This is a genomic window from Rugamonas aquatica, from assembly GCF_009380215.1.
Taxonomy (GTDB): domain Bacteria; phylum Pseudomonadota; class Gammaproteobacteria; order Burkholderiales; family Burkholderiaceae_D; genus Rugamonas; species Rugamonas aquatica_B.
In genome coordinates this window covers 137909-155962 of record NZ_WHUG01000005.1, presented here as the reverse complement: position 1 = coordinate 155962, position 18054 = coordinate 137909, and the positions used below count along the sequence as shown (strand labels likewise).

Below are 18054 nucleotides of genomic sequence, written 5' to 3'. Positions count from 1 at the left end.
ATCGAATGCGTAAGCAGAGCAAGTGCGGTGGTTTCGTTTTGGCGTCGTGGCTGATGGTGGCGATGGCGGGCGGCTCGCTGGTGCAGGTGGCGTATGCAGCGCCGGAAGTGAAGGCGCCGGCGGCCCGGGGCGTGTTGGAGCGATATGCCAGCGGCGCGCAGCTTCGTCTGCGCTGGGAGCTAGTGCGCAATGTGTTCACGCCCGAGTCGCCAGGCGGTGGAACACAGGCGCGGTTCATCCTGTCCAACGTTGGCCAGCAGCCTTTGCCTGCGCGGGGCTGGTCGCTGTACTTCAATGTCATGGACGGCGTGTCGACCGGGCCGCTGGAGGGCAAGCTGGTGCTGGAGCAGGTTGCCGGCAATCTGTTCCGCATTCGTCCTGCACCGGGCTTCGCTGGCGTGCCTGCCGGGCAAACGCTGAATATCGCTTACAACCATCCGGACCTGGTCATCAAGCTTGCCAAGGCGCCGGCCGGGCCTTACCTGGTCTACGATGATGCGCCGGATGTCGGCCAGGCCATCGCCGATTATCAGCTGCTACCGGTCACGCGTCCGGAGCAGCTGGACAAGGGCAGCAGCGGCGCCAAGCCTGTCGTCATCGTGCAGGACATTTATCGCCGCAACGCCAATGCCGACTGGCTGCCGGCCGCCGCGCTGCCGCCGGTGTTCCCGACGCCGCAGCATCTGGAGACCGGCGGCGGCAAACTGAAACTGGCCGCGTTGCCGAGTATCTCCGCACCGGCCGCGCTGAAGACCGAAGCGGCGTTTGCGCGTTCGCTGTTCGCGGCCGGTCTGCCAGCCAGCAGCGCCGGCGCTGCCGCGCTGCGCCTGAGCGTGGGCACCGTCCCTGGCTCCACGTCGCCGGAAGCCTACACACTGACGATCAAGGCCGGCAGCGGCATCGACATCGTCGGCAACAGCGCCGCCGGCGTGGCTTACGGTCTGCAATCGCTGCGCGACCTGCTGCCGCTGCCGGGCAGTGACGCTGCCGGCATCGAACTGCCGGAACTGACCATCACCGACGCGCCGCGCTTCGAGTATCGCGGCTTCCAGCTGGATGTCGGCCGCAACTTCCACACCAAGCAGACCGTATTCAAGCTGCTGGACCTGATGGCCCGCTACAAGCTCAATAAATTCCACTTCCACCTGACCGAAGACGAAGGCTGGCGGCTGGAGATCGCCGGCCTGCCCGAGCTGACCACCATCGGCGCAGTACGCGGCCACAGCGCGGAACCGGGCGTGCGCCTGCAACCGGCCTACGGCTCCGGTCCCAATCCGGCCGACGCCAGCGGCACCGGCTACTACACCCGCGCCGAATACATCGAGATCCTGCGCTACGCCGCCGCCCGCCATATCGAGGTGATTCCCGAAATCGAAATGCCGGGTCACGCCCGCGCCGCCGTCAAGGCGATGGAGTCCCGCTACCACCGCATGAAAGCCGCAGGCAAGAGCGACGCCGCCAAGTACCTGCTCAACGATTTCGCCGACAAGTCGGTCTACAAATCGCCGCAGCTGTACAACGACCACGTCATCAATCCCGGCCTGGAATCCAGCTTCACCTTCATCGACCATGTCATCGCGCAGGTCGTGGCGATGCACAAGGAGGCCGGTGCACCGCTGCACACCATCCACGTCGGCGGCGACGAGCTGCCGAGCGGCGCGTGGGAGCAGTCGCCCGCCAGCCGCGCTGTCATGCAGAAGAAAAAACTGGAAAGCACCGCCGAACTGTGGGACTACTTCTACGACCGCGTCGACGCCATCCTGCGCAAGCACGGCCTGTATGCGTCGGGCTGGGAAGAGATGGCGGCCCGCGCCACCAAGGTGCGCGGCGAGCATAAACTGATCCCCAATCCACGCTTCACGCAGCGCGGCTTCAGCGCCTACGTCTGGAACAACACCGAGGGCGCCGAGGACTTCGCCTATCGCCTCGCCAACGCCGGTTACGACATCGTGCTGGCGCCGGTGACGAAGATGTACATGGACATGGCCTACAACGCCAATCCCGAAGAGCCGGGCGTGAACTGGGGCGACTACGTCGAACTGGATACGGTCTACGACTTCATCCCGCTGGACTACCTGAAGAACGCCAATCTGCCGCTGGTCGGCAAGGACGCCCTGACCGACTACGGCAAGCGCCGCATACGCGGGCTGGAGGCGACGCTGTTCACCGAAACCGTACGCACGACGGAGCGCATGGATTACCTCGTCATGCCACGCCTGCTGGCGATGGCCGAGCGTTCATGGGCGCCCGATCCCGCCTGGGCCACGGAGACCGACGCCGCCAAAGCCGCCGCGCTGCACCGCACCGCATGGTCCGGCTTCGTCAACACGTTGAGCCAGCGCGTGCTGCCGCGCCTGGACCTGGAACGCACCGGCGTCGATTACCGCATCGCGCCTCCCGGGCTGGTGGTCGATAACGGCAAGGTGCTGGTCAACCACGTCCTGCCGGGTATCGCGATGCGCTACACCAGTGATGGCAGTGAACCGAATACCACTAGCAAACCAGTTGACGGACCCATATCGGACAAGGGCCAGATCAAGGTCGCCGCGTTCGGCCGCAACGGCAGGCCGGGCGTGGTGTCGCGCATCGACAACCCTTGAGCGGGGAGGGCGCGCGCAAAGCATACCAATTCATCCCGGAGGCTACCTTCTCCGTTATAATCGTGGCACTGTTTTATTCGGGATAACGAGTGATTGCGTCGACAGAAAAAGTAGCCTTGCCGTGGTCAGACTGGTTACGATTTCGTTCGACCGCCCGCCGCGCGCCGCCTGCCAAGGCCTGGTCCTTCGGCTTGCTGGCCGCTGCATGCGCGTTCAACTGCGGCGCGTTGACCATGGCCCAGGCCACGCAACTGCCGCAGCAGCCTGCGGCCACCGGCGCGACTTCACCGGTCGCTTCGCTCAATACGCTGCAGGTGCTGCACTGGTGGACCTCCAGCAGCGAACGCAAGGCCGCCAATGTGCTGGCCTCCCGCATGGCCGACGAAGGCCTTGAATGGAAGGATGCCGCGATCCCCGGCGGCGCGGGGCTGGGCGCGGGCAAGGTGTTGAAGAGCCGCGTGTTGGCGGGCGATGCGCCTGAAGTCACGCAGATCATCGGCGTCTCCGTCGCCGAATGGGCGGAACTTGGCCTGCTGCTGGAAATCGACAACGTGGCCAGCGCGGGCAACTGGAACGGCTTCCTGTTCCCCACCATCCAGGCGCTGATCCAGCACCGCAAGCACGTGGTGGCGGCGCCGCTCGGCATCCACCGCGTCAATACGCTGTACTACAACCGCGTGCTGTTCGCCCAGCTCAAACTGGCGCCGCCGCAGACGTGGGCCGAATTCCAGAACGTCGCGCTCAAGTTCAAGGCCGCCGGCATCGTGCCGCTGGCGCAGAGCAGCGAAGCCTGGCAGGTCGCCGCGCTGTTCGAGAATCTGGTGCTGGCCGAAAGTGGTCCTGAGTTTTATCGCGATCTGTTCGTGCGCCGCAATCCGGCCGCCGCCGCCGACCGCCGCACCGCCGAGGCGCTGGAACGGCTGCGCGTGGTCAAGGGCTGGATCAGCGGCCAACTCGATGAGCGTCCATGGCCGGAAGTGGTGCGCCAGTTCGCGCGCCGCGAGGCCGCGATGATGATTATGGGTGACTGGGCCAAGCCGGAGTTGGCCGAACGCGGCATGGCGCTGGACGACGACTATGCCTGCGGCACCGCGCCGGACACGGGCAAGTACCATCTGTACAGCGTCGATACGCTGACAATGTTTGCCGGCGACTACCGGCACATGGCGTCGCAGGAAAAGATGGCGCGGCTGCTGGTGTCCTCGCCGGTGCAGGCCGAGTTCAATGCGCTGAAGGGCGCGGTGCCGGTGCGGCGCGACGCCGACGTGTCCAAGATGGACAGCTGCGCGCGCGCCTCCTGGACCACCTTCGCGCAGGGCGCGGCGGTGCAGGCGCCAAGCCTGGTGCACCGCATGGCCACCGATGAAGCCAGCCGCGACGCCATCATCGCCGAAATCCACCGATATTTTCTAGACGACCGGGCCACGCCGGCCGAGGCGCAACGCCGCCTGGGCGCGCTGTTCCGGTTGTTTAACCTCAGAAGCCAAGGAGCAACCGGTGCGCAAGATACTGATCGTAGACGATGACCAAAAGACCCGCGTCCTGCTCAAGACCTACCTGGAGAAAAACCAGTACGAGGTGATCCTGTCGCACAACGGCGAGAGCTTCCTGGCCGAGCTGCACGCGCACACCGAGCAGCTGTCGCTGGTGATCCTGGACGTGATGCTGCCCGATACCGACGGCTTCGCGCTGTGCAAGCAGGTGCGCCAGCGCTCCAATGTCCCCATCATCATGCTGACCGCCAGCTCCGACGAGACCGACCGCATCGTCGGCCTGGAGCTGGGTGCGGACGACTACATCGCCAAGCCATACAGCCCGCGCGAGCTGCTGGCCCGCATCAAGGCCATCCTGCGCCGCACCGCGCTGGAGACGCCGTCGGCGCGCTACTACCGCTTCGTCGGTTTCACGCTGGACCTGATGGAGCGCAAGGTGCTCGACAATGCCGGCGCCGTCGTCGCGTTGACGGGCCTGGACTTCCAGCTGCTGAAATACTTCGTCGAACATCCGGGCGTGATCCTGGACCGCAGCGTGCTGTGCGAAGAAACCCGTGGCCGCGACGCCGGCCCGCTGGACCGTTCGCTGGACGTGCAGATCAGCCGTCTGCGCCTGCGCCTCAACGACGACGGCAAGCAGCCGGCCCTGATCAAGACCGTGCGCGGCGCCGGCTACGTGTTCTCGGCCGATGTCAGCGTCTCGCATGCTTAAGCGTGCATCGAATCGGATGCTGGAGCGGCTGGGCAGGATCTGGCCGCAGTCGCTGCTGGGCCGCCTGATGCTGGTGATGGCGGCTGGCCTGCTGGTGACGCAGCTGGCGGCCAGCGTGATCTGGGCCAGTCAGCTGCGCGCCAAGGCGCAGGTGGAGGCGCAGTCGGCGTCGCAGTACATGGCGCACGGCGCTTCCGGCGCGATCCGCTTCTTCCGCAGCCTGCCGCCGAACTACCGCCTGCTGCTGATCCAGCAGCTGCGCGAGATGGGCGGCACGCGCTTCTTCGTCAACCTCAATCACGCCTACGTGCCGGTGCAGCAGATCGCCGAGCATCCGCTGGCCAGCAGCGTGCTGGCGACCGTGGGCGCCACGCTGAAAAGCGACCTGCCGCATTCGCCCAGCTTCCACCTGGCTTTCGCATGGCCGGACCAGCTGGTGGTGTCCGAAGACGGCGTGCACCTGAGCGACTTGCCGGACGCCTGGGTTCAGCACATCCTGCTGCTGCAGCCGGACCCCGCGCCCATCCTGGTGATCCAGACCGAGATCGAGCCGGGCAACTGGCTGTACATGGCGGCGTTGATGCCCAACCCGTACTTCTTGAGCAGTAACGATCCGCTGGCGTGGGATCGCCTGTCGTTGCAAGGCTTGTCGCTGGCCGTGGTGCTGCTGCTTTGCCTGCTGGTGGTGCGCTGGATCACGCGCCCGCTGGCCGCCTTGTCGGATGCCGCCGCCGCCTTCGGCCAGGGCCAGGACGACCGCGCGCCGCCGCTGCCGGAGACGGGCAGCCGGGAATTCATCAACACCGCGCGCGCCTTCAGCGCCATGCGCGAGCGCATCCAGCGCTACATCGAGGATCGCGAGCGGCTGTTCATCTCGATCTCGCACGACCTGCGCACGCCGATCACGCGCCTCAAGCTGCGCTCCGAACTGCTGGACGACGAAGCGCTGCGCAACGAGTTCGAAGAAGATCTCGATGAACTGGACATGATGGTCAAGGGCGCGCTGCAATGCGTGAAGGACAGCGACATCCACGAGAACCCGGCCGAGGTCAAGCTGGACGCGCTGCTGGGACGCCTGGTGCGCAGCGCGCGGCTGGCCGGGCATGAGGTGGGCTACCGCGACAGCGGCATCACGGTGCGCGCCAAGCCGCTGGCTTTGAAGCGCGCCATCGGCAACCTGCTGGACAACGCCTTGTACTACGGCGACCGCGCCGAGATCAGCGTCAGCAGCGGGCCGGACGTGGTGGCTATCGCCGTGCGCGATCACGGCCCCGGCGTGCCGGAAGATGCTTTCGCCAGCCTGTTCGATCCCTATGTGCGGCTGGCGCATGGCCGCGAACAAAACGACGGCGGCATGGGCCTGGGTCTGGGCATCGCCCGCAGCGTGATCAAGGCCCACGGCGGCCAGCTGGTGTTGGAGAACCATCCCGAAGGAGGCTTGAACGCCACCATCCGCCTGCCGGCTTGAGCAGAAACGCAACAGCGCGCAACGGCGTGCAATACATTTTGTAAGGCTCTGTGAAGTTTTGTTGCAGCCGCCGTCACGCGCTCCCGCCAAGCCCGTCCTTATGCGTAAGGAACTGTAAGCCGGGTAGGGAATTAAATAATGAAATCAAAGGCTTATGGTCATTCGCCGTGCATTGGCGAAGATGATAACGTTTGCAGCAACCCAACACACTCACTGAAAGTCGACGATCAATGAAAACACAGCATCAACGCTCGCAAGCCATCGACGTGCTGCGGGGCCTGACGGTCGCGCTGATGATTATGGTGAATATGCCTGGCACACCGGCCACCACCTACGCCCCTTTCCTGCACGCCGAATGGCACGGCCTGACGTTGACCGACCTGGTGTTCCCGACCTTTATGTTCGTGGTCGGCACGGCGCTCAGCTTCACGCTGGAGAAGTACGAGGGCATGGGCGAGGCGGCGGTGCTGAAAAAGATCTTCACCCGCACAGCGCTGATCTTCCTGTGCGGTTTCCTGATGTACTGGTATCCGTTCTTCAGTACCGAGGGTGGTTCGCTGACTGTACTGCCGCTGTCCGGCACCCGTATCTTCGGTGTACTGCAACGCATCGCGCTTGGTTACTGCGCCGGTTCGTTGATCCTGCATTACTGGAAGGAGAAGGGCGCGCTGGTGTTCGCGGTGTTGGCGCTGCTGGGCTACTGGGCCGTCATGTACGGCTTCGGCGACTACACGCTGGCCGGCAACGCGCAGCGCAAGCTGGATCTGCTGGTGCTGGGCGAGGCGCATATGTATCACGGCGAAGGCATCGCCTTCGATCCGGAGGGCATATTGAGCACGCTGCCGTCCATCGTCAACGTGGTGGCCGGCTACTTCGCCGGCCGCCTGGTACGCCGGCTGGGCGCAAGCTACGAGACGGTCGCCAAGCTGGCCATGTCCGGCGCTGTGCTGACTGTACTGGCACTGTGCTGGAGCAGTGTATTCCCGCTCAATAAAAAGCTGTGGACCAGCTCCTATACGCTCATCACCATCGCCATCGACCTGTTCACGCTGTCCTTGCTGCTGTACGTGATCGACATGCTGGGCAAGCGCGGCTGGACTTACTTCTTCGAAGTCTTCGGCCGCAACACGCTGTTCATCTACCTGTTCAGCGAAGTGGTGGCGACCACCTTCTTCCTCTTCAAGATCGGCGACCTGAACGTCTTCGATTGGATCTACCTGAATCTGTTCCGTCCGTGGGCGGGTGCCTACAACGGGACGTTGCTGTGGGCGGTGGTGTACATGCTGGGCTGCTGGTTGGTCGGGTATGTGCTGGACCGTCAAAAAATCTACATCAAACTTTAATCGGAGGAATACGCGATGAAAAAATTAATGATAGCGGTGTGTATCGCCGCTGCGTTGGCCGGTTGCGGGGGCTCCGACCCCGCAGGCCAGCAATCGCCCAAAGCCATGGCGCGCATGGGCAATCTGGCGGCGGGGCGTGTGGCGCCGCTGCCCGACACACCGGCCGATGCCGGCGGCGAGCGCGTGGTGCAGGGCGGCGCGCCAGGCAGCAAGGCGCTGGCCAACGGCAAGATGGTGCTGGCCTATTATTCGGGCTACAGCAACAACTACAACTCGCTGACCAAGTACTACGCCAACGTCAACGCGGTGGCCATCGATTTCTGGAACATCACCAGCGCCGGCGCCATTGTCGGCAACGGCGATCCGACGCCGACCAACGCCATCACCTTCCTCAAGTCCAAAGGCATACCGATTTACGGCTGCATCTCCAACGTCTCCAATGATGGCTGGGATCCGCTCATCTCGCACGCGGTCACGGGCGCCAAGCGCGCCACGGCGGTGGCCAACCTGGTTGCCTTCGCCAAGGCCAATGGCTTCGCCGGCATCAACGTCGATTTCGAGGCGGTGGACCAGGCCGACCGCGCCAACCTTAGCGCGTTCTCCGCCGCGCTGTCCACGGCGCTGCACGCCCAGGGCCTGAAGCTGATCATGACGGTGCCGGCCTTCTCGGCCACCGACGAAAACGATCCGTACAATCTGCCGTTCGACCTGGCCGCGCTGGGCCAGTCGGCCGACTATATCCAGGTGATGACTTACGACGAGGCGATCCCCGCCTGGGCGCCGGGCGCCGTCGCCGGTTCGGACTGGATGGAGAACGCGCTGGACTACGCCACCAGCAAGGCGCCGGCGGCCAAGGTGTTGAACGGCATTCCGGCCTACGGCTATGACTGGGTGAAGGAAGGCGAGGGCAGCCAGCTGTTCTGGCGTAACGTGCCGGGGCTGCTGAGCAAGTACGGGGTGACGCCGAAGTACGACAACAACGTCAATGCCATCACCTTCAACTACACCACCGGCGGCAAGAAGCACACGGTGTGGAATGAGAACGCCAAGAGCGTGGCCATGAAAACCGGCCTGGTGAGCGCCTACGGCCTGGCCGGCACTTCGATCTACGCCTTCGGCATGGAGGACGCCAGCTTCTGGACCGCCGTCAACGCCGGTCTCAACCAGTAAGTTTTACTTCCCTGTCATTCCCGCGAAAGCGGGAATCCATGCTGAAGCTGAATGCAGGCGTCCTATGGATTCCCGCGTTCGCGGGAATGACGGCGTTTGTCCTGTCCCCGGTTTTCTGTCGCCCAGTCCCCCATTTGTGCAGTTCGTCGCAATCCGCATGATCGTTAGTTAAGTGATGGCTATAGTGATCACATACCGAAACGCATTCAAGGAGAGCAAAAATGAACATCGCCAAAAACATGGAAGCCATCTTCGTCGCAGCCGCCGTACTGCTGGGCGTATCCGCCTACGCCAGCGCCGCCGCTGAAGCCACCGTCGCCCTGCAACCCGCCATCCACGTTGCCGCCGCCCACGCTCCGATGCAAGTTGTCCTCATCAAGACCAAACGCCTGACCGCAGTGGAAAAAGCCAGCCTGTCGTAATTTGACAATTGGTCGTACTGCAAAGATTGCTAGAAAGCTTAGTGCGCTGCTACATTAGCCGTTCGCCGCACCAAGAACCACATCAGAGGAACCGATAATGAACAAGCTTTTCCAATTTGGCCTGCTGTTTGCCGCTTTCTGTGCGCTGTTCGGCCGCGCCCAGGCAGCCGACGAAGCCACCGAGAAGCGCGTCATCACGCTGGATGCCCGCGTGGTGCGCGTCAAGCTCGATGGCGTACTCGACTTGAAGCTGCGCCAGGGCGCCACGCCTTCGTTGACGCTGTACGCGGACAAGCGCACCATGGAAAAGATTACGACATCGACCGCCGGCGATACGCTGCACCTGGAGACCGAAGGGCGGGGCCTGAAGATAGGCCGCTCCTCCACGCGTGCCGAGCTGGTGCTGCCGATGTTGCGGGAAGTGGTGTCCGAGGGCGTGGGCTCGACCGAGATCAACGGCTTCAGCGGAGACGAACTGGAGTTGACGATGGATGGCGCCGGCACGATGAAGGTGGTCTGTGACTACAAGGTCCTGAAGGCCAATCTGGGCGGCGTCGGCAGCATGCATCTGTGGGTCAGCGAAAACGACAGCGTGGAACTGGATCTGCGCGGCGCCGGCTACATCACGCTGGGTGGCAACAGCAAGCTGCTGAAGGCGACGCTGGGCGGACTGGGCGGATTGAATGCGCAGAAATTCCAGGCCGACTCCGTCAACATCGACCTGAGCGGCCTGGGCAACGCCACCGTCAACGCCAAGACCAATGCGACATTGAACTTGAGCGGCCTGGGATCGGTCACTGTCTATGGCAAGCCCCTGAACCGCAACGTGAGCGTTGACGGTCTGGGCAAGGTAAGTTGGAAGTAAAACACACACACCTACGCGACATGAAAAAATTCATACTAGCGATCGGTCTCGCACTGGGCCTGCAACAGGCTGCGATGGCCGGATTCGCCGAAGGCGCTACCGCCTATAACAACAAAAACTACTCGGCGGCCTTGAAAGAGATATCGCCGCTCGCCAAAGCCGGCAATGCCGATGCCCAGCACCTGCTGGGCTTGATGTATTACATGGGCCGTGGCGTCACCCAGGATTACAAGCAGGCGCTGGAGTGGCACCGCAAGGCCGCGCTGCAGGGCAAGGCCGACGCGCAATATGTCGTCGGCGCCATGTACTACACCGGCAATGCGGTAATCCAGGATCACAAGCAGGCTGTCACCTGGTTCCGCAAGGCGGCCGAGCAGGGCCACCCGGACGCGCAGCAGGCGCTGGGGCTGATGTACCGCTATCACATGGCCGGCATGCCGCAGGATAACGTGATCGCCTATATGTTGTGGAACCTGGCGGCGGCCAACGGTTCGATGAACGCGGCCGAGCAGCGCTCGGCCGTGGTCAAGAGCATGACGCCGGAGCAGATCGAGGAAGGGCAGGCCTTGTCGGCGGCCTGGAAACCGAACACGCCACTGCCCAGGCAATCGCGCACCGGCGGCAGCTAATTGTCAGCTGTCGTACAATCGCCCTTTCTTCACGAGAGGGCGAGCCATGCGCGCGATTGAAATCACCCATCCCGGCTCGGCCGATGTCCTGAAACTGTGCGAGCGGCCGATGCCGGTCGTGCGCGGCGGCGAAGTGCTGATCAAGGTCCATGCGGCCGGCGTCAATCGCCCCGACGTGTTCCAGCGCATGGGCAACTACGCGCCGCCGGCCGGCGCTTCCGACCTGCCGGGCCTGGAAGTGGCCGGCGAGATCGTCGACGGCGATCTCGATTACACCACCTTCGATATCGGCGACAAGGTCTGCGCGCTGGTGCAGGGCGGCGGCTACGCCGAGTACGTGGTCGCGCCGCTGGAGCAGGTGCTGCCTATCCCCAGGGGCTGGAGCATGCTGGAAGCCGCCACCATCCCCGAAAACTACTACACCGTGTGGAGCAATGTGTTCGACCGCGCCCACCTGAGCGAGGGCGAGACGCTGCTGGTGCAGGGCGGCAGCTCGGGCATCGGCGTGACGGCGATCCAGCTGGCCAGCGCGCTGGGCCACCGCGTGTTCGCCACCGCCGGCAGCGACGACAAGGTGGCCGCCTGCATGCAGCTGGGCGCCGAGCGCGGCATCAACTACAAGACCGAGGACTTCGCCACCATCGTCAAGTCGCTGACCAACGACCGTGGCGCCGACGTCATCCTCGACATGGTGGGCGGCGACTACCTGCCGCGCGAAATCTCCTGCCTGGCCGACGACGGCCGCATCGCGCTGATCGCCACGCTGGGCGGCAGCAAGGCCACGGTGGACCTGGGCCAGGTGCTGCGCCGCCGGCTGACCATCACCGGCTCGACCTTGCGCCCGCGGTCGGCCGCCTTCAAGGGCGCGATCGCCAAGCAGTTGCTGGACAAGGTCTGGCCGCTGATGGCGGCGCGCAAGCTCAAACCGGTGATTTACGAGGTGTTCCCGCTGGAGCAGGCGGCGGCCGCGCATGCGCTGATGGAGAGCAGCAATCATGTCGGCAAGATCATGTTGCAAGTCATCTAGGTCAAAAACGCGGGCCGGAAGGTGGGCTCGACCGTAGTATTTTTGCGATTTCCGGGGCGACGCCTCCGGCCGCTGGTTTGACCGGGCTTCCAGCCTCGCGTTAAAATAGCGGGTTATTGAATTTTAGGCTACTATGCGTCGCAAACTCGTCATCGGCAACTGGAAAATGAACGGCAATCGGGCCGGCAACACTGCTTTGTTGTCTGGCATTATCGCCGGCTTGAACGACTTTGGCGCCGATTGCGCAGTTTGCGTACCGGCTCCTTACCTGGCCCAGTGCCAGGCTGAACTGCAAGACAGCCCGGTCGCCTGGGGTGCGCAGGATCTGTCGGTCCACGCTGCCGGCGCCTACACGGGCGAAGTCTCGGCCGCGATGCTGGTCGATTTCGGCGCCCGCTATGTGTTGTGCGGCCACTCCGAACGCCGCGCCTATCACAAGGAAAGCAGCGAGCTGGTGGCGCAGAAGGCCGTCGCGGCCCTGGCTGCCGGCCTGACGCCGGTGGTGTGCGTGGGCGAAACGCTGGAGCAGCGCGAAGCAGGCGAGACCGAATCGGTCATCTGCGGCCAGCTGCAAGCCGTGCTGGATGCGGTTGCCGCTGACGACCTGGCCAAGATTGTTGTTGCTTACGAGCCTGTCTGGGCTATCGGCACCGGCAAGACCGCTACGCCGCAGATCGCCCAGGAGGCGCACGCCTTGCTGCGCGCGCGCGTGGCGCAGAAGAATGCGCCGGTTGCGGCCGGCATGCAGATTTTGTACGGCGGCAGCATGAAGCCGGACAATGCAAAAGAATTGATGGCCCAGCCTGATATCGACGGCGGCCTGATAGGTGGTGCCGCATTAAAAGCGGCGGATTTCCTCGGGATTATCCAGGCCGTTTAAGTTGTAGAAACAAAACGATACAAATCTTTTATTTTTGAATGGAATAACATGAACTCTTTGTTCAATCTGGTTATCGTAGTGCAGGTGCTTTCCGCAATCGCCATTATCGGCCTGGTATTGCTGCAACACGGCAAGGGTGCCGACATGGGCGCGGCCTTCGGCTCGGGCGCCTCGGGCAGCCTGTTCGGCGCCACCGGCTCCTCGAACTTCATGTCGAAGTCGACCGGCGTTGCAGCCGCGATCTTCTTCAGCGCCACGCTGGCCCTGTCGTACATCTCGGCACAACGCGGCAGCGGCGCAGTCAGCGGCGGCGTGATGGACAAGGCTGTGCCAGCGGCGCCAGCTCCGGTTCCAGCGACCGGCGCGGCAGCGATTCCGACCGCTCCTGCAGCGGCTCCGGCCGCTCCGGCAGCCGCGCCAGCCGCTCCGGCAGCAACGGGTCCTGCAGCTTCGATCCCAAAGTAATACAATACTGAACTAAGTAATGAACTCAGTTGTAAAATAAGTTCAAGTCCCTTAGCAACTTTTTAAGTTGTTTGCTCATTGTTTTGGCAGTACATTAGCGTTGCAAGCTAGAAAAACAATTCAGAGTAAAAAGAAGCAAAGATTTATCGTTTTTCTTCTTGTTTTGGCGCAATACGGATTAACAACCGCGTGAAAACACAGTAGAATAGCGGCCTTACGCCGACGTGGTGAAATTGGTAGACACGCTATCTTGAGGGGGTAGTGGCGCAAGCTGTACGAGTTCGAGTCTCGTCGTCGGCACCAGAAATATAAGGCCAGCAAGGGAGCACCGAAGTGTACCTGAGCTGGCTTTTTTACGAGGATGTGTCGTTCGATCCTGGTCTAAGCGGTTTTACGATTGGGTCGAACGTTAAGAGCACCGCAGAACATCGCAGTGTGTCCTTTTAACCGACCGTTCAATATAAGCTCATCAATCGTGAACCTCGAAAATTATCTCCCCGTCCTGTTGTTCATCCTCGTCGGTCTCGGCGTAGGCATCGCTCCCCAAGTCCTTGGCCACTTACTCGGGCCGAATAAGCCTGACTCCGCCAAGCTCTCCCCATATGAATGCGGCTTCGAAGCTTTCGAAGACGCGCGCATGAAATTCGACGTCCGGTACTACCTGGTCGCGATCCTCTTTATTTTGTTCGATCTGGAAACGGCATTCTTCTTCCCGTGGGGCGTATCCATGCGCGAACTGGGCTGGGGCGGCTTCGTCACGATGATGGTGTTCATCGCCGAATTCGTCGTCGGTTTTTGGTATATCTGGAAGAAAGGTGCCCTTGATTGGGAATAAGCCATGGCTATTGAAGGCGTATTAAACGAAGGTTTCATCACCACCTCGGCCGACAAGCTGATCAACTGGGCGCGCACGGGTTCGATGTTCCCGATGACGTTCGGTCTGGCATGCTGTGCGGTCGAAATGATGCACGTGGGCGCAGCCCGTTACGATATGGACCGCTTCGGCGTTGTGTTCCGCCCCTCGCCACGTCAGTCCGACGTGATGATCGTGGCCGGCACGCTGTGCAACAAGATGGCTCCCGCGCTGCGCAAGGTCTACGACCAGATGCCGGAACCGCGCTGGGTCATCTCGATGGGCTCCTGCGCCAACGGCGGCGGTTACTATCACTACTCCTATTCCGTGGTGCGCGGTTGCGACCGCATCGTCCCGGTCGATGTCTACGTGCCGGGCTGTCCGCCGACGGCCGAGGCTCTGCTGTACGGCATCATGCAGCTGCAAAACAAGATCAAGCGCACCAATACGATCGCACGCTAACGGGGCTGCTTCAAGAATATGACTACACATCTGGAACAACTGCAAACCGCCCTCGGCACTGCCCTGGGCGATCGCGTTACTACGACCGTGGCGTTGGGCGAAATCACGCTGGTCGTGAAAGCCGCCGACTACTACGGCGTGATGCAAACGCTGCGCGACGACAAGTCGCTGGGCTTCGATCAGCTGATCGACCTGGCCGGCGTCGACTATCTGAACTACGGCGATGGCGCCTGGGACGGCCTGCGATTCGCAGTGGTCGTCCATTTGCTGTCGGTGAAGCACAACTGGCGCGTGCGCGTGCGCGCGTTCTGCGCCGACGACGAAATGCCGCTGCTGCCGTCGCTGGTGCCGCTGTGGCGCGCCGTCAACTGGTACGAGCGCGAAGCGTTCGACATGTTCGGCATCCTGTTCGAAGGCCACAACGACCTGCGCCGCATCCTGACCGACTACGGTTTCATCGGCCATCCGTTCCGCAAGGACTTCCCGGTATCGGGCTATGTCGAAATGCGCTACGACCCCGAGCAGAAGCGCGTGATCTACCAGCCGGTCACCATCGAGCCGCGTGAAAACGTGCCTCGCGTGATCCGCGAAGAAAACTACGGGAAGTAAAACATGGCTGAAATTAAGAACTACACCCTGAACTTCGGTCCGCAACACCCGGCCGCGCACGGCGTGCTGCGCCTGGTGCTGGAGCTGGACGGCGAAGTGATCCAGCGTGCCGACCCGCACATCGGCCTGCTGCACCGCGGCACCGAGAAGCTGGCTGAACAGAAGACCTACCTGCAGTCCGTGCCCTACATGGACCGCCTCGACTACGTCTCGATGATGTGCAACGAGCACGCCTACGTGATGGCCATCGAGAAGCTGCTGGGCCTGGAAGTGCCACTGCGCGCGCAATACATCCGCGTGATGTTCGACGAGATCACCCGCATCCTGAACCACCTGATGTGGCTGGGCGCGCACGCGCTGGACGTCGGCGCCATGGGCCCGTTCCTGTACTGCTTCCGCGACCGCGAAGACCTGTTCGACTGCTACGAAGCGGTGTCGGGCGCGCGCATGCACGCGGCCTACTACCGTCCGGGCGGCGTGTACCGCGACCTGCCGGACGCGATGCCGCAGCACAAGCCGTCGATCATCCGTTCGGCCAAGGCCGTCGCCAACCTGAACGAAGACCGCCAGGGTTCGCTGCTGGACTTCATCGAAGCGTTCACCGGCCGTTTCCCGACCTATGTCGACGAATACGAAACCCTGCTGACCGACAACCGTATCTGGAAACAGCGTACCGTCGGCATCGGCGTGGTGGCGCCGGAAGATGCGCTGGCCATGGGCTTCACCGGCGCCATGCTGCGCGGTTCGGGCATCCAGTGGGACTTGCGCAAGCACCAGCCGTACGAAGTGTACGATCTGATGGACTTCGACGTGCCGATCGGCACCAACGGCGACTGCTACGACCGCTACCTGGTGCGCGTGGAAGAACTGCGCCAGTCGAACAAGATCATCAAGCAATGCGTGGAATGGCTGCGCAACAATCCGGGTCCGGTCATGACCGACAACCGCAAGGTGGCGCCTCCGGGCCGCGTCGACATGAAGACCAATATGGAATCGCTGATTCACCACTTCAAGCTGTTCACCGAAGGCTTCCACGTGCCGCCGGGCGAAGCGTACAGCGCGGTGGAGCATCCGAAGGGCGAGTTCGGCATCTATCTGCTGTCCGACGGCGCCAACAAGCCATACCGCATGAAGCTGCGCGCTCCCGATTACGCGCACTTGCAGTCGCTGGATGAAATGGCGCGCGGCCACATGATTGCCGACGCCGTGACCATCATCGGTACGCAAGATATCGTGTTCGGCAGTATCGACCGCTAAGGAAAAAGTATGTTGTTATCAGAGCAGTGCTACAAAAAAATCGACCGCGAGTTGGCCAAGTATCCGGCCGACCAACGCCAGTCGGCCGTGATGGCCTCGCTGGCCCACGCCCAGGTTGAACTGGGCTGGATCTCGCCGGAAGTGATGGCCGAGTTGGCCGACTACATCCGCATGCCGGCCATCGCCGTGCAGGAAGTCGCGACCTTCTACAATATGTACAACCTGAAGCCGGTCGGCAAGCACAAGATTTCCGTGTGCACCAACCTGCCATGCGCCCTGTCGGGCGGCGTGCGCGCGGCCAACCACCTGAAAGAAAAGCTGGGCATCGACTTCCGTGGCACCACGGACGACGGCGCTTTCACGCTGGTGGAAGGCGAGTGCATGGGCGCCTGCGGCGACGCGCCAGTGATGCTGGTGAACGACCAGCGCATGTGCAGCTTCATGTCCAACGAAAAAATCGACACCCTCGTGGAGGAACTGAAGAAATGACGTCACTCCACAATCGTCACATCGACCCAGTCATTCTCGCCGGCCTGGACGGCAAGAACTGGCACCTGGAAGATTACGTCAAGCGCGGCGGCTACAGCGCCCTGCGCAAGATCCTCGAAGAGAAGATCACCCCGGAACAAATCATCGCCGACCTCAAAGCGTCGTCGTTGCGCGGCCGTGGCGGCGCGGGTTTCCCTACCGGCCTGAAGTGGAGCTTCATGCCACGCCAGTTCCCGGGCCAGAAGTACCTGGTATGTAACTCAGATGAGGGCGAGCCAGGCACTTTCAAGGACCGCGACATCATGCGCTACAACCCGCATGCGCTGATCGAGGGCATGGCCATTGGCGCCTACGCCATGGGGATTACTGTAGGCTACAACTACATCCACGGCGAGATCTTCGAGGTCTACACCCAGTTTGAAGATGCACTGGAAGAGGCGCGCGCCGCCGGCTTCCTGGGCGACAAGATCATGGGCAGCGAGTTCAGCTTCCAGCTGCACGCGCACCATGGTTATGGCGCTTACATCTGCGGCGAAGAAACCGCGCTGCTGGAATCGCTGGAAGGCAAAAAAGGCCAGCCGCGCTTCAAGCCGCCTTTCCCTGCGTCGTTCGGCCTGTACGGCAAGCCGACCACCATCAACAACACCGAGACTTTCGCGGCGGTTCCGTTCATCCTGAACATGGGTCCTGAAAAGTACCTGGGCATGGGACGTCCGAACAACGGCGGTTCGAAGATCTTCTCGATCTCGGGCGACGTTGAACTGCCGGGCAACTACGAGGTACCGCTGGGTACCCCGTTCGCCAAACTGCTGGAACTGGCAGGCGGCATGCGCGGCGGCAAAAAGATCAAGGCTGTGATCCCAGGCGGTTCGTCCGCTCCGGTGATCCGCGGCGAACTGATGATGAACACCGACCTGGACTACGACTCGATCGCCAAAGCTGGCTCGATGCTCGGTTCGGGCGCCGTCATCGTCATGGATGAAACGCGTTGCATGGTCAAGGCTATGGAGCGTCTGGCGTACTTCTACTTTGAAGAGTCGTGCGGCCAGTGCACCCCATGCCGTGAAGGTACGGGTTGGATGTACCGCATGATTCACCGCATCGAAAACGGCCAGGGACGTCCTTCGGATCTGGACGTGCTGAACTCGATCTGCGACAACATCCAGGGCCGCACCATTTGCGCGCTGGGCGATGCCGCGGCGATGCCGATGCGCGCGTTCATCAAGCAATTCCGCGAAGAATTTGAATATCACGTCGAGCACAAGCATTGCTTAGTGCCCGCTTACATCTAAGCTGCGTCAGGTAACGAT

At 62.5% G+C, this 18054-nt stretch carries 18 protein-coding genes and 1 tRNA gene; all 19 read left to right on the top strand.

Going from position 1 to position 18054, the window contains the following annotated elements; all coding sequences use genetic code 11:
• The first annotated feature begins 5 nt into the window (after positions 1-5).
• The 19 genes from GEV02_RS14695 to nuoF all read left to right on the top strand — a co-directional run bounded on the left by GEV02_RS14695 (position 6) and on the right by nuoF (position 18036).
• The gene (locus GEV02_RS14695) at positions 6-2600 is read left to right on the top strand and encodes a family 20 glycosylhydrolase (protein ID WP_152838717.1); all 2595 of its coding nucleotides are present in this window, start codon (positions 6-8) and stop codon (positions 2598-2600) included.
• 116 nt (positions 2601-2716) lie between these two features.
• Entirely contained in the window at positions 2717-4126 is a 1410-nt protein-coding gene (locus GEV02_RS14690) for an ABC transporter substrate-binding protein (protein ID WP_152838716.1), read from the top strand.
• Positions 4098-4805, top strand: a complete 708-nt coding sequence (locus GEV02_RS14685) for a response regulator (RefSeq protein ID WP_328595818.1) — start codon at positions 4098-4100, stop codon at positions 4803-4805. The genes GEV02_RS14690 and GEV02_RS14685 overlap by 29 nt, the downstream gene beginning before the upstream one ends.
• Positions 4798-6273, top strand: coding sequence for an ATP-binding protein (locus GEV02_RS14680; protein ID WP_174999121.1), 1476 nt, complete (start codon positions 4798-4800; stop codon positions 6271-6273). The genes GEV02_RS14685 and GEV02_RS14680 overlap by 8 nt, the downstream gene beginning before the upstream one ends.
• A 230-nt stretch (positions 6274-6503) precedes the next feature.
• Positions 6504-7616, top strand: coding sequence for an acyltransferase family protein (locus tag GEV02_RS14675; protein ID WP_152838714.1), 1113 nt, complete (start codon positions 6504-6506; stop codon positions 7614-7616).
• 15 nt (positions 7617-7631) lie between these two features.
• Positions 7632-8786: a glycosyl hydrolase family 18 protein gene (locus tag GEV02_RS14670; protein WP_152838713.1), complete on the top strand. Its 1155-nt coding sequence runs from the start codon at positions 7632-7634 to the stop codon at positions 8784-8786.
• Between the two features lie 221 nt (positions 8787-9007).
• Positions 9008-9208, top strand: a complete 201-nt coding sequence (locus GEV02_RS14665; protein ID WP_152838712.1) for a hypothetical protein — start codon at positions 9008-9010, stop codon at positions 9206-9208.
• 97 nt (positions 9209-9305) lie between these two features.
• Positions 9306-10073 carry a GIN domain-containing protein gene (locus GEV02_RS14660; RefSeq protein WP_152838711.1) on the top strand — a complete coding sequence of 256 codons (768 nt, stop codon included), beginning with the start codon at positions 9306-9308 and terminating at the stop codon, positions 10071-10073.
• A gap of 20 nt (positions 10074-10093) precedes the next feature.
• Entirely contained in the window at positions 10094-10702 is a 609-nt protein-coding gene (locus GEV02_RS14655; protein ID WP_152838710.1) for a tetratricopeptide repeat protein, read from the top strand.
• Between the two features lie 46 nt (positions 10703-10748).
• On the top strand, positions 10749-11729 hold the full coding sequence (locus tag GEV02_RS14650; RefSeq protein ID WP_152838709.1) for an NAD(P)H-quinone oxidoreductase: 981 nt from the start codon (positions 10749-10751) through the stop codon (positions 11727-11729).
• Positions 11730-11862: 133 nt separating this feature from the next.
• Complete coding sequence (gene tpiA, locus GEV02_RS14645; RefSeq protein ID WP_152838708.1) at positions 11863-12609, top strand: triose-phosphate isomerase; 747 nt, start codon at positions 11863-11865, stop codon at positions 12607-12609.
• Positions 12610-12657: 48 nt separating this feature from the next.
• On the top strand, positions 12658-13074 hold the full coding sequence (gene secG, locus GEV02_RS14640) for a preprotein translocase subunit SecG (RefSeq protein ID WP_152838707.1): 417 nt from the start codon (positions 12658-12660) through the stop codon (positions 13072-13074).
• Positions 13075-13292: 218 nt separating this feature from the next.
• Positions 13293-13377: transfer RNA gene (locus tag GEV02_RS14635), tRNA-Leu, on the top strand.
• Between the two features lie 172 nt (positions 13378-13549).
• Entirely contained in the window at positions 13550-13909 is a 360-nt protein-coding gene (locus GEV02_RS14630) for an NADH-quinone oxidoreductase subunit A (RefSeq protein WP_008450355.1), read from the top strand.
• A gap of 3 nt (positions 13910-13912) precedes the next feature.
• Entirely contained in the window at positions 13913-14389 is a 477-nt protein-coding gene (locus GEV02_RS14625; RefSeq protein WP_008450353.1) for a NuoB/complex I 20 kDa subunit family protein, read from the top strand.
• A gap of 18 nt (positions 14390-14407) precedes the next feature.
• Positions 14408-14998 (top strand): NADH-quinone oxidoreductase subunit C, encoded by a 591-nt coding sequence (locus GEV02_RS14620; RefSeq protein ID WP_070268888.1) that lies wholly within the window; start codon positions 14408-14410, stop codon positions 14996-14998.
• 3 nt (positions 14999-15001) lie between these two features.
• Positions 15002-16255, top strand: coding sequence for an NADH-quinone oxidoreductase subunit D (locus GEV02_RS14615; RefSeq protein WP_152838706.1), 1254 nt, complete (start codon positions 15002-15004; stop codon positions 16253-16255).
• A gap of 9 nt (positions 16256-16264) precedes the next feature.
• Positions 16265-16744 (top strand): NADH-quinone oxidoreductase subunit NuoE, encoded by a 480-nt coding sequence (gene nuoE, locus GEV02_RS14610; protein WP_152838705.1) that lies wholly within the window; start codon positions 16265-16267, stop codon positions 16742-16744.
• Positions 16741-18036: an NADH-quinone oxidoreductase subunit NuoF gene (gene nuoF / locus GEV02_RS14605; RefSeq protein WP_008450345.1), complete on the top strand. Its 1296-nt coding sequence runs from the start codon at positions 16741-16743 to the stop codon at positions 18034-18036. The genes nuoE and nuoF overlap by 4 nt, the downstream gene beginning before the upstream one ends.
• The last annotated feature ends 18 nt before the right edge of the window (positions 18037-18054 follow it).